Annotated in this window: 12 protein-coding genes and 1 pseudogene; 7 read left to right on the top strand and 6 right to left on the bottom strand. The window is 60.8% G+C overall.

All coding sequences use genetic code 11. From position 1 onward, the window contains the following. Positions 1-123 precede the first annotated feature (123 nt). The 5 genes from IVB40_RS09805 to IVB40_RS09825 form a co-directional block, all read right to left on the bottom strand. Positions 124-375 carry a TRIC cation channel family protein gene (locus IVB40_RS09805; RefSeq protein ID WP_247818742.1) on the bottom strand — a complete coding sequence of 84 codons (252 nt, stop codon included), beginning with the start codon at positions 373-375 and terminating at the stop codon, positions 124-126. Further along, positions 369-746, bottom strand: a complete 378-nt coding sequence (locus IVB40_RS09810; protein WP_247818743.1) for a TRIC cation channel family protein — start codon at positions 744-746, stop codon at positions 369-371. The genes IVB40_RS09805 and IVB40_RS09810 overlap by 7 nt, the downstream gene beginning before the upstream one ends. A gap of 157 nt (positions 747-903) precedes the next feature. Then, positions 904-1,239 (bottom strand): universal stress protein, encoded by a 336-nt coding sequence (locus IVB40_RS09815; protein WP_346283298.1) that lies wholly within the window; start codon positions 1,237-1,239, stop codon positions 904-906. 943 nt (positions 1,240-2,182) lie between these two features. Next, positions 2,183-3,343 carry an iron-containing alcohol dehydrogenase gene (locus tag IVB40_RS09820; RefSeq protein WP_247358904.1) on the bottom strand — a complete coding sequence of 387 codons (1,161 nt, stop codon included), beginning with the start codon at positions 3,341-3,343 and terminating at the stop codon, positions 2,183-2,185. Between the two features lie 35 nt (positions 3,344-3,378). Continuing rightward, a complete protein-coding gene (locus IVB40_RS09825) occupies positions 3,379-3,957 on the bottom strand; it encodes a TetR/AcrR family transcriptional regulator (RefSeq protein WP_247359196.1) in 579 nt (192 codons plus the stop codon). 85 nt (positions 3,958-4,042) lie between these two features. On the opposite strand from IVB40_RS09825, the gene IVB40_RS09830 reads away from it, so the two are divergent. The 5 genes and pseudogenes from IVB40_RS09830 to IVB40_RS09850 all read left to right on the top strand — a co-directional run bounded on the left by IVB40_RS09830 (position 4,043) and on the right by IVB40_RS09850 (position 9,554). After that, positions 4,043-5,116, top strand: coding sequence for an efflux RND transporter periplasmic adaptor subunit (locus IVB40_RS09830; RefSeq protein WP_247818745.1), 1,074 nt, complete (start codon positions 4,043-4,045; stop codon positions 5,114-5,116). Positions 5,117-5,155: 39 nt separating this feature from the next. Further along, on the top strand, positions 5,156-5,611 hold the full coding sequence (locus IVB40_RS09835) for a nuclear transport factor 2 family protein (protein ID WP_247358907.1): 456 nt from the start codon (positions 5,156-5,158) through the stop codon (positions 5,609-5,611). A 71-nt stretch (positions 5,612-5,682) separates the two neighbouring features. Continuing rightward, positions 5,683-6,069, top strand: a pseudogene (locus IVB40_RS09840) (efflux RND transporter permease subunit); the annotation flags it as partial. Between the two features lie 430 nt (positions 6,070-6,499). Beyond that, positions 6,500-7,699, top strand: coding sequence for an ABC transporter substrate-binding protein (locus IVB40_RS09845; protein ID WP_247818746.1), 1,200 nt, complete (start codon positions 6,500-6,502; stop codon positions 7,697-7,699). A 52-nt stretch (positions 7,700-7,751) separates the two neighbouring features. After that, the gene (locus IVB40_RS09850) at positions 7,752-9,554 is read left to right on the top strand and encodes an AMP-binding protein (protein WP_247818747.1); all 1,803 of its coding nucleotides are present in this window, start codon (positions 7,752-7,754) and stop codon (positions 9,552-9,554) included. A gap of 33 nt (positions 9,555-9,587) precedes the next feature. On the opposite strand, the gene IVB40_RS09855 is transcribed toward IVB40_RS09850, so the two are convergent. After that, on the bottom strand, positions 9,588-10,100 hold the full coding sequence (locus tag IVB40_RS09855) for a helix-turn-helix domain-containing protein (protein ID WP_247818748.1): 513 nt from the start codon (positions 10,098-10,100) through the stop codon (positions 9,588-9,590). Positions 10,101-10,339: 239 nt separating this feature from the next. Between IVB40_RS09855 and IVB40_RS09860 the strand changes: the two genes are divergently transcribed. Both IVB40_RS09860 and IVB40_RS09865 read left to right on the top strand, forming a co-directional pair. Next, the gene (locus tag IVB40_RS09860; protein WP_027570870.1) at positions 10,340-10,972 is read left to right on the top strand and encodes a 2-hydroxychromene-2-carboxylate isomerase; all 633 of its coding nucleotides are present in this window, start codon (positions 10,340-10,342) and stop codon (positions 10,970-10,972) included. A gap of 98 nt (positions 10,973-11,070) precedes the next feature. Next, a complete protein-coding gene (locus IVB40_RS09865) occupies positions 11,071-12,270 on the top strand; it encodes a CaiB/BaiF CoA-transferase family protein (protein ID WP_247818749.1) in 1,200 nt (399 codons plus the stop codon). The last annotated feature ends 14 nt before the right edge of the window (positions 12,271-12,284 follow it).

Below are 12,284 nucleotides of genomic sequence, written 5' to 3' on the forward strand. Positions count from 1 at the left end.
TTTTACATCTGTCACGCACCAATGGTCACTGGTGCTGTCCTACTGGAGGCGGGGCTTCGAAGCTGTCGCATTCCTCCATTTCTGGCTCCAACGCTTCCTCACCCACATGTACTATCTTTGTCGTCAGAAGCTCGTGTGCCCCATCGTGGCGATTGGGAGCTTCCAACCCCGCTTCAGCGCGGCAATGCGGAGACTGAAGCAAAGGGCCGCTCCAAAAAGTGCGGCCGGTGCAGGAGGAAGTTGGAGCCTATCGGCAGGCACGACAATGCCGGCTCCGAGCAGCGCCGCGACAGCGTACAGCTCTGCGCGCAGCACGACAGGGATATCTGCCAGCAGAACGTCCCGAGCGATTCCACCTCCGATGCCGGTCAGCATGCCAGCAACGTTGCCATGACGGGATTGAGTCCGTGCGACAGCGCCTTGTCCGCTCCAGACACCGCGAAGAGAGCCAGCCCCCCGGCGTCGAATACTAGTACAGCGCTCGAACGGCGCACCACTGCGGAGGGAAAGAAGAACGTGATCCCGCCGACGGCCAGCGATACGGCGAGGTAACGCCAGTCGTCAATTGCGCCCGGCGGAACCGCCCCAATCAGGATATCGCGAGTGATCCCGCCGGTGTTCGCTGCCACGAATGACAGCACAAGCACACCGAACAGGTCCAGCTTGCGCTTGACGCCAGCGATTGCTCCACTCAAGGCGAAGACGAACGTACCTGCAAGGTCCAAGAAATAGGGTAGCGCCTGCAAGACCTGCTTCCTCGCCTGTCAAATCAATCCTAGAATAGAGACCCCTTCTTTAGACGCAGCGTTCGTTTGATGTTGATCGGCTCCGCCGCCATCAAGCTGCCTATCAAGCCGGCCCTACGACCACAAGCGTCACTGCGCGCATCCGCCTTCGCCGGCTTTACAGGGAGGAGCTCGCCGATTCGGATATTTGAACCTCATGGCTCAAAGGAGGCACAGCCAGAACGTCCACGTCGACAGACCGCAGAGTTTCCTCCGTTACGCTGCCGATGAATGCTCGGAGCAGTCCCGTCCGGCTGTGCGTACCCATCAAAAGCAAGTCTGGCTGCTCTTCTGAAACGGCGCGAGCGATAACTTGCGTCGGCACACCCTCCGTGACACGCAGAGACCAGGGTCGACCGTCAAAGCCATTCGCAACCAGAAACTTACTCAGCTCCTCCATTGCTCGTTCGCGCTCGTTCTCGACATATCCGCTGACGATGGAGGGGTCCGGGATCGATCACCGTCCTGGCGATGCTGCCCGCGTCTTCGGCAGGCAAGCTCAGCGACAGCGCATTCGCCAATGCTCTCGCCTGGATCATCGGCACGATGACGAAACTGGAGACGGCAGCCAAGGAGCGTCGTCCCCCGAACCCGTTGGCTGTCTTGCCCGAAGACTCCCACGCTCTAGCGGCGACGGACAACTCCGGAACAGAACCAGTTGCGCTGACGCTGCGTCGAATAGAGCACCAACTCAAGCTCATCTACGGGGCGCTCGGCGAGATTGCTCCACCTGGGCTTCCGGCGGGCTATCAAGCCACGAGGTCGGGAGTTAAGCTGCCCTCCGGTAAGAGAACAGCGCCTCCACAGTAGTGGGTTTAGCCATGTAGCGGTCTCCTGACTCGAACTCCCGACAGCTCGTCCTGTAGGTTCTCGCGAGCTGAGCGTATTTGGTACCGGGGCCATTCCGACAAATGGAAATCCAGTTGTGGGTTCAATGCACGTTCAACGAGACGTTTGTCGGAATGGCCATTGATCTTACCGAGAAATCATACGCCTCTTAATCAGCGGGTCCCAGGTTCGAGCCCTGGTGCGCCCACCATTCAAGATCCTGCTGATGCGGGTTCTTTTCATTTCAACGCCCAGAACAAAGTGCGCTTTGTGCGAGGTTCTTTGTGTGGGCGGACGCGGCCAGCTTGCCGTTGGCTTTCCCTTGTTTCCATACCGTCACCCATTCGACTCGGCACGCGGATCCAATGGACAGATCGATGACGTGCTCATCGTAGTATAGGATACTGGAGCGGGCAAAACGGACGATCCGTTCTGCCCGTCGCCGCAGGATATCGCTTGCTGCAGAACGAAAACGAGATTGTTCGGGTCGAGTTCGAGTCGCTTTCCTACGGACCACAGTTCGGCAACGGAGCTGATGGTCGCGGCTGGATTTTCCTGTGCGAATTCGGCTAGGCGGCCATTCGCAACAGATCGACGATCTCGGCTTCGCTCTTGAATGGCCGCGGATTGGCTTGGACGAAGCGATGATTGATCGCGATCTTGCTGATCTGATCAAATTTGTCTTCGCCGATCCCGACGTCGGCAAGACGGCCGGGCAATCCAAGTTTCTTGGTGAATTGCGCGAAGGCGGCGGCGGCTTCCATGCCCGGCTCGCCAAGGGCCGTCGCCAGGCGCTGTTGCGCATCCTCGGTGAACGGCTTGTTGTACCGAAGCAGGCTCGGCATGATGACTGGTGTGCAATAGTAGTGCGGAACACCGAAGGTACCGCCAAGCACATGGCCGATGCCGTGACTGGCTCCCATCGGCACCCGCGCCTGGAGGCCGAAAGCGGCGAGCCACGCGCCGTATTGAGACAGTCGGCGCGCCTCCAGATCATCAGGTTGCTGCAAGGTTCGCAGCATTCCCTCACGCAGGGTGCGAATGCCGGCCAGGACGACCTCGTCGGCGAGCGGCGTGCCAGCGGGTGAGCACAAGGCTTCGATGCCGTGGTCCATCGACCGCGTTCCCGACCCCATCCAGAGCTTGGAAGGCGTATGAACGGTGAGCGCGGGGTCGAGAATGATAGCCACCGGCATCATCCGGGGATGAAAGAAAATCTGCTTCAGCCTGTTGCGTTCATCGGTGACGAGCGCGGCTGCATTGTATTCGCCGCCATTCAGCGTGGATGGCACCGCGATCTGTCGGACCTTTGGCGATCGGAACGGAGAGACGGTGACCCCAAGGCCCATCGGGAAGGGATCGAAGCCCGCTTCGTCGGTGATGTCATGTTCCATCGCCATGATGACGATCTTGGCGAGGTCGATCGCCGAGCCGCCGCCGACGGCGGCGACCAGGTCGGCTCCGGCGTCTTTGGCTTGACGGGCAACGTCGGCAGCTTGCTTGCGCGTGGTGTGCTCTGCAATTCCATCGAATGTCGCGACGTGTCTTTCGCCGAGCGCGCGCCGGATCTTCTCGATCTCGTCGGTCTTGGTGTTCAAGGTGCGGCTGACGATCAGGAAGACGCGCTTGGCATCCAGCCGCACCGCTTCATCGTTCAAGGCGTCAGACGCAGCTTTGCCGTAAACGACACGATCGATTGCCGGAAAATTGTGTATCCCTGCTTTGCGCATTTGCGTTCTCCCTGTGAGTTATCAAGCACCGATCCTCAAGCGGCGACAGTGTCGCGAATCTGTCGCGACGCCGTTTCCAGAAAGGCCTGAGCGAGATCGGGATCGTTGACGACGCGTGAGAGTGTCAACGCCCCGACCATCGTCGAAAGAATGGCCATGGCTTTGCTCCTGGATTCCTCGTCGCTCGTTTCGGCAATCAGGCGGCTGAGGATTTCGATATGCGCTTTGATCCCGCCTTCGAACGACGCTTTCACCTCGCTGCTCTGTCTGGCCACATCCGAGCCGAGCGCCACGATCGGGCAACCGTCCATCTTTTCGTCGCGATGGCCCGTCCTGAGATAGAACCCCATCACCGCCCCAAGGGGATCCTCAGGGTTCGCGGCGATGGCGGTCGACCATCGAAGCGTGGCGCTCTCCAGCGCGCGCGCCGACGCCTGTGCGGCCAGGTCCTCCTTTGACTCAAACTGCTTGTAGAATGCGCCTTGGGTCAGCCCGGCAGCTTCCATCAGGTCCTTGAGGCCGATGCCGTCAAATCCCCGCGACCGAAACAGGCGGCTTGCGACATTGATGACGTTTTGCCGGTTTTCCTCAGCCTGAATGCGACTCACTCGCATCATTGGCCTCCCCATTTAGATTGCGTTCGACATCTATTATCCGATATAGAGATCGAACGCAATCTATCTGGCATGAGGCGATGTTATGACAAGACCGATGATCGTGCTGGGGAGCGTCCTGATCGCGGGATGCGCGGTGGCCGCATTCGTTGCGCTTCGCCCGCCGGCAGCCTCGGCCGTGAGCGATCCGAGGCAAGGAGCCCCGATCGTCAGGATCACGGCTGCGGCGCGGGTGACCGGATCGGAGCGTGGCTTCACCGGCATCATCGGGACGCGGGTGCAGAGCAGCCTCGGCTTTCGCGTTCCCGGCAAGATCGTGGAGCGGCTTGTGAATACCGGTGAGCAGGTCAAAGCCGGTCAGCCGCTGATGCGGATCGACGAAACCGACCTTCGTCTCGCGGTCACGGCGAAGCGCAACGCCGTTGCTGCCGCGCGCGCGTCCGTCGTGCAGACCGAAGCGGACGAACAGCGATACGCCAAGTTGGTGAGCAACGGCTGGGCTTCCCGACAGCGCTACGAGCAAGCCAAGGCCGCGGCTGAAGCCGATGCACGGGTTGCCGAGAACGAGGCGACGTACTCGATCCTGGTCGCGGACGCGGACGGAACGGTGGTCGAAACGCTTGGCGAGCCCGGGCAGGTCGTCTCGGCCGGCCAGACGGTTGTTCGGATTGCCAAGGCCGGTCCTCGCGAGGCGGTGGTCGCGCTCCCTGAAACAATCCGGCCGGCAATCGACTCCGTGGCCGAGGCCAGCGTGTACGGAGCAGCCGAAGGGTGGCGCTATACGGCGCGTTTGCGGCAATTGTCCGACGCCGCCGATGCTCAGACCCGAACCTATGAAGCCCGATATGTCCTGGACGGTGAAGCCGCGGCCGCACCACTTGGCGCGACGGTGACCATTCGGCTGCCGAGCCAGACGAGCGAGCCGCAAGTTCAGGTGGCGCTCGGAGCAGTGCTCGATGATGGCCGCAAGACCGGAGTTTGGATCCTCGACAGCGCCACCTCAACCGTACGCTTTCGGCCGATCAAGCTGGTTCGGGTGACAGACGAAACCGCCGTGATCTCCGGCTTGAATTCTGGTGATGCGATTGTTTCGCTCGGCGCTCACCTCCTGCAGGAGGGCGCTCGTGTCAGGACCGCCGCTGAAAGCCGGAGCAACTGAAGAGTCTCAATCGTTCCGCGCCAGCCGCTGGAGAAGCACATGTACAGCTACATCGTCGAGCAGGAGATCCGAAAGACCTTCGACCATGTCAACAACCATCGCTGGGATGAAGCGGTGAAGGCGGTCGCGCCGCACATCCATCACCGTGTTTCCGGCAATCACGCGTTGGGCGGGGAGCGCCACGACAAAGCGGCCCTGCGCCGCTGGTTCGAGCGGCTCGGACGCGTCCTGCCCACGCTCCAAATCAAGGTCAACAACGTCTGGGTGAAGGGCTGGCCCTGGAACACCACCGTGTTTGTCGAGTGGGACGGCACCGCAACGCTGCTCGACGGCGACGGCTCGTACGTCAACCGCGGTCTCCACGTGTTCACCCTGCGGTGGGGCAGAGTCCATGCACTCGAGGAATTTCAAGATTCACAGGAAGCCGCGCGCGGGCTTGCCGCGCAAGCGGCAGCTGGCCTCAAGGAAGCTGCCGCCCAGCCAATTGTAAGTTAGCAGATGAACCTCAATCTTTCCGCGATCGCCGTTCGCGAACGGGCCGTTACCCTGTTCTTCATCATCCTGCGTTCGGGTTCAACGCCATTCTTGGCCTGATCGGACTGGCAGGCATCCTGATGCGCAATACCCTGATCCTGACCGAACAGATCAAGGAGAATCGTTCTGCCGGCCTCGATGACTATCACGCCGTCATCGAAGCCACCGTGCAACGCACCAGGCCGGTGATCCTGACCGCACTTGCCGCCGTGCTGGCCTTCATTCCTCTGACGCATTCCGTGTTCTGGGGATCGATGGCCTACACGCTGATTGGCGGCACGGCAGTCGGCACGGTCCTGATCCTGCTGTTCCTTCCTGCGCTTTATGTCGCCTGGTTTCGCATCAAGCCGGCCCCGGACGAGCTCTACGAGCGTTCGGCGAAGGATGCAGAATTGCGAACAGCAATCGCCGCCGAGTAGGGCTCGGCGAGATCTATCCCTGCTGCGCCGTGGGTGTCTGGTTAGATAAGCCAGGCACTGCGTGGCCTCGCGCCGACCTTATAGTTCAAAAAAAGAATGTGTACAGCAGCATGGAAATGCGCAAGCGATCCTGTCCTGGAATAGCCGAAAACGCGCCCTTATGCGCGGGATCTAGACCAATCTATTTCCAAGTACGAGAGCGGGGCCCGTCGTCCAAGTCACGGCACGTGAGCATCTAATCGCTTGACGAGTTCAAAAAAAGAACTGTAGGCTGCGCACGAGATGGCCGAACGCAACGGCCGCGACGTGCCGGATTTACGGCTGGACCTGTTCTGCGCGATGCCTCTTCGCAAAGGGCGCGACGAGCCGCCACAGGCGCAACAAAACAAAGCCGCACACCCGAAAAGGGGTGCAAGTTTGGGAGGACGCAATGCTGGTGAGATGGAAGATCGTCGCGGCTCTGGCTCTATTCCTGAGCGGCCCCGCATTCGGCGCCGACGAGCCGGGAATCACTGCCACCGAGATCAAGATCGGCGGAGTTTTCCCCTTCAGCGGACCGGCATCATCGATCGGTCTCGTGGGCAAGGGGCTCATGGCCTACATCCAGGCCTTGAACGACCGTGGCGGCGTCAACGGACGCAAGATCAATTACATCGCCTATGACGACGGATATAGTCCTCCCAAGGCGGTGGAGCACGTCCGCAAGCTCGTTGAGAGCGACGAAGTGTCGTTCATGTTCGGCCAGCTCGGCACGCCCGGCATCTCGGCCACTGCAAAATACCTGAGGGCCAAGGGGGTACCGAGTGTCGCGATCGTCAGTGGCTCATCCAAGTTCACGGACGTCGCCAATTACCCCCTGCTCACCACGGGCCTTGTCAGCTACGACACGGAGGGAAGAATCTACGCCAAATACCTGACGAAGACGCTGCCGAACGCCAAGTATGCCATCCTCTATCAGAACGACGATCTCGGAAAAGATTACGTCGCTGCCTTCAAGGCGTTTCTCGGCAAGGATTTCGATCGCAAGGTCGTCACTGCGTCCTACGAGGTCACCGAACCGACCATTGATTCGCAGATTACCAATCTGAAGAGCTCGGGAGCCGAGGCCCTGGTGATCGCCGGGACGCCGAAGTTCGCGGCACAGGCCATCCGGCAGGCTTCAGTGATCGGCTGGAAGGCGACCGTGATCATCAATTTCCCGTCCGGATCGGTCGGAGGCACGCTTGCACCGGCCGGGCTCGACAAATCGGTCGGCGTGATGGTCGGCACGACCAACAAGGATGTCCTGGACGAGACATGGAAGGGCGATCCGGGCATGCGGGCTTACCGGGCATTTTTCGACAAGTATCTGCAGGGGGCCGATATCACCAACGGCAGCTATCTGACCGGTTATCAGCAAGGCGTCCTGCTCGAGCAAATCCTCAAGCAATGCGGTGATGATCTGTCGCGGAAGAATATTCTGGCGCAGGCGAAGAACCTGAAAGACGTCGTCGTTCCGACCGTGCTGCCCGGGATCAAGGTCAACACCAGCGAGACCGAGAACATGATCTGGACGCAGATGCGGCTGCAGCGCTGGACCGGCACGACGTGGCAAGCCTTCGGAGAAGTCCTGGACGCCAGGTCCGAGTGACTCTGGCGCAGCCCGTCCTATTCATCCGCGGTAATTCAGGAGATCGTTTTCGATGTCGACGAAGCCATTGACGTTTGCGCCAAGGGAGCTCTCCGTCGAGCGCCGGATCGACGGCACGCTCATATTGAGGTCGCCGCTCGAATTGGGGCCATGCGACTGGCGCGTCACCGATTTTCTGCCGCGCTGGGCAGCCGCGGCTCCGCAGCGAATATTCCTCGCACAGCGCAATGCCAGAGGGGGATGGGACGAGACCACCTATGGCGAAGCATGGTCGCAGGTGAAGGCGGTCGGCCAGAGTCTGATCGACATGGGCGCAAAGCCGGCTGACAGGCTGGCCGTGCTTTCGGGCAACTCCATCGAGAACGCGGTGATCTCCTTTGCTGCGATGTCGATAGGCGTCATTCTGGCGCCGATATCGCCGAACTACACGCTGATGCCCGGCGGCCTTGCGCGCCTCAAGGACATCGCGCAGGTGCTGCGTCCGAACTTCGTTTTCGTTCAGAGTGGACGCGACTTTTCCGCCGCCCGTTCCGTTCCCGAACTGGCAGACTCTACCTGGATCAGCGTCGATGGCGCGCCGGATACGATCCCCTTCCGCGTCCTGACGGATCGAACGGAGTGGACAGGATTTGCGCAAGCGTCGAGTGCGATCTCTACTGACGCCGTTGCGAAAATTCTCTTCACGTCCGGTTCGACCGGATTGCCAAAGGGTGTGCTGAACACGCACCGCATGATGGCGAGCTCCCTGCAAATGGGAAGCCTGCTGGTGTCGCCTCCGGAGGCGCCGGTCCAGGTCGAGTGGCTGCCGTGGCACCATACGATGGGCAGCAACGTCATTCTTCACGGCATTCTCAAGAACGGCGGGACGCTCTACATCGATGACGGCCGCCCGCTGCCTCAGCTCTTTCACAAGTCGGTGGCGAACCTCAAGGAGATCTCTCCGACGGCGATGTTCAATGTGCCCGCCGGCTATAACCTGTTGTGTGATGCCATCGAGAACGATGCGGCCCTCGGCGCGAGCATCTTCAAGCGGCTGGATCGATTGAGCTACGCCGGGGCTGCAATTTCGCAAGGCACACTTGAAAAACTTTACCGGCTGACATCATCGATCACAGGCCGGCGGATTCCGGTGATGTCGGGCTATGGGACGACTGAAACGGCGCCGACAATCAGCACGACGCATTGGGCAACGGATCGGCCGGGCGAGATTGGTCTTCCGGCGCCGGGTGTGCAGCTGAAACTGATCCCTGTTTCCGAAACGTACGAGGCCAGGGTGAAAGGCCCCAACGTTACCCCCGGTTACCTCGGCAGGGCCGATCTCACAGAGAAGGCCTTCGACGAGGAGGGGTTCTATCGCATCGGCGACACAGTGTCGTTTATCGATCCCGAGAAGCCGGAGCTCGGTCTGCGTTTCACGGGCAGAATTTCCGAGAACTTCAAGCTCGCGAACGGCACCTGGGTTGCGATCGGAGCGATGCGTGCCGCCATTCTGGCCGCAACGCGCGGCGTACTGCTGGACATCGTCGTTGCGGGAGAAAACCGTGAAGCCTGCGCGCTGCTGTGCTGGCTGAATCCGACCGAGGCGGCTCGAATTTCGAACGCGCCGGCTGCGGATTTGACTTGCGACCCCAAGGTAATCGAATTCCTGAGACATCGTTTGCAGGAATATAATGAGGCTGTCGGAAGCAGCGAAAAAATCTGCTCGTTCACCCTGCTGAAGGATCCGCCCTCATTGGCCGCGGGAGAAATCACCGACAAGGCCTATGTCAATCAACGTGCTGTGCTCAAGCACCGGGCTGAACAAACGGACCGTCTTCACTGCAACGAACCTGACGCAACTGTGATTCGGGTCTGAGGATGCGTTCAATGCCTGACGCCGGTGGCCGGCTCAAGCCGCGCTGCGGCGGGCCTTTGCCTTTGTCTTGCCAGGTGCCTCCATCGTCCGCGGGCCTTGGGCGCCTGGCCCTGGATGGGTATGAACCTCCCTGGCCAGGAGCGGCTCGCCGCATTCAGAGCACACCATGACCGGGTCGAAGTCCTTGCCGCACTTGCGGTGCTGGTGCAACAGCGGCCGGCCGCGCTCGTCGACCATGTGAGTATCGCCCCAATGCACGAGCGCCATCACGATCGGATAGAGATCGAGGCCCTTCTGGGTCAGGATATATTCGTGTCGCTTAGGCGCTTCCTGGTAGGGAATGCGGCGCAGAATGCCCAGCCGAACCAGCTTCTTCAGCCGTTCGGCGAGGAGATGGCGGGTAATTCCAAGCGCCGACTGGAATCCTTCGAAGCGCCGTGTGCGCAGAAAGCATTCGCGCAGGATCAGAAGTGTCCAGCGGTCGCCGATCACGCCGATGGTTCGGGCCATCGAACACGGCTCTTCCTCCAGTTCTTTCCACTTCATCCGTATTCTCCAGTCATCCCGGCGAGACCCGCTCGATTCGCCGCCAGGGCCGCCGCATCTCCCTAGCATTCTAGATAGGTACTGAATTCCAAACAATACCCGATGAACCGGTCAAACTAGCACAACTCCCGCCAAATTTGACAGTTCGATTTTAGAACTATAGAAGTGAGAACAAGCAAGCCATGCGATTGGATCGCTGGTCCCTGACCATCCAATACGCTCTGCGGGAGAAAGCGGTCATGACCCTCAAGGTTGAATTCCAGTTCGATTTCGGCAGCCCGAACGCGTATTTGGCGGAGGTTGCCCTCCCCGGGATCGAGCGGCGGACCGGCGTAAAATTCGAGTACGTCCCGGTCCTGCTCGGCGGGATCTACAAGGCGACCGGCAACATGTCCCCGTTCGACTCGCTTCGCGGGATCAAGAACAAGCCGGAATACCAGGCGCTCGAGACCCAGCGGTTCATCCGGCGCCACAACATCACACAATTTCGCCAGAACTCCTTCTTTCCAGTCAACACTTTGATGTTGATGCGCGGCGCCGTCGCGGCCCAGTTCGAAGGCGTGTTCGAACCCTATTTCCGCGCCGCCTACCATCACATGTGGGAGAAGCCCAAGAAGATGGACGATCCCGAAGTGTTCCGGGCCGCATTTGCCTCCTCGGGGATCGACATCGACAGGCTGGTTGCGCGCGCGCAGCAGGATGACGTCAAGAAGAGGCTGATCGACTTGACCAGTGACGCCGTCGCCCGCGGTGCCTTCGGCTCGCCGACATTCTTCGTCGGCAAGGAGATGTTTTTTGGCAAGGATCAGCTCCGGGACGTCGAGGAATCGATCGTCGAACAGACCCGGCAGCCCGTTTCCAAGACCGGCTAGTTACCAACTTGCGGTCCGTGCGTGTTGAGGCGAAGGGCTGACACTAAGCAAGAGTTTACCTTCAGCCGGTTGGCAGAAAAAGATCCAGGGAGAGTGCAATGGCTGGTCCGCTTGGCGGCGTTCGTGTCCTCGATCTGACCGGCGTGGTGTCGGGCCCGTTTGCGACGATGTTTCTGGCGGATCAGGGTGCCGACGTGCTCAAGATCGAGCCGATCGGTGGCGATATCACCCGTCGCAGCCGGGCCACCATCGACAAGGACGGCGAGTTCTCCGCGCTGTTCATTTCGTCAAACCGCGGCAAGCGTTCGCTCTCGATCGACGTCAAGAGCACGGCCGGGCGTGAGGTGCTGGCCAAACTGGTCGCGCAGGCCGATGTCCTGGTGCAGAACTTCCGGCCCGGCACAATGGAGCGCCTCGGCCTCGGCGTCGAAGAGCTGCGCCGGCGTCATCCGCGCCTGATCTACGTCTCGATCAGCGGCGTCGGCGAGACCGGACCCTATGTGAAGAAGCGCGTCTACGATCCAATCATTCAGGGCCTGTCGGGCTTTGCCGATATCCAGTCGCAGCCGGTCACCAATCGCCCGCAGATGATCCGCACCATCGTGTGCGACAAGACCACCGCCGTGTTCACCGCGCAGGCGGTGGCGGCCGCGCTCTACGCGCGTGAGAAGACCGGGCAGGGGGATCATATCCAGGTCGCAATGCTGGACGCGATGATTTCCTACCTCTGGCCGGAAGGCATGATGCAGTACACGGTGGTCGGAGCCGAGGCCGCGGCTGCCGATCCGAATGACCGGCCCGATCTCGTGTTCAAGACCAGCGACGGCTATATCACAGCCGGCACCATCTCCGATTCCGAATGGCAGGGCTTCTGCCGGGCGTCCGGCGATCCCGAACTTGCCAACGATCCAAGGTTCGCGACCCCGTCGGCGCGTTCGGTCAACGCCACGGCGCGTATCAACAAGATGGCAGAGTATATCGGCCAGCACACGACCGCCGAATGGCTGGAGCGTCTGGATGCCGCGGATGTCCCTTGCGCGCCGATCCTGCGGCGCGGCGAAATCATCCACAATGAGCAGGTGGTGGCGCGCGGGATCATCGCGGAATTCGATCAGCCGAAGGTCGGCCTTGTGCGCCAGCCTAAGCCCGCGGCCCGCTTCGAGATCAACCCGGCTGCCATCGGCGGACCAGCCCCCCGTGTCGGGGAGCACTCGCGCGAGGTGCTGCGCGAACTTGGCTACGATGACGGCGCGATCGACGATATGGTCGCTGCACGCACGTTGCGCGTGGCCATGTAGACAGAAGCGCTTCG

Source organism: Bradyrhizobium sp. 40, assembly GCF_023100925.1.
Classification (GTDB): Bacteria; Pseudomonadota; Alphaproteobacteria; order Rhizobiales; family Xanthobacteraceae; genus Bradyrhizobium.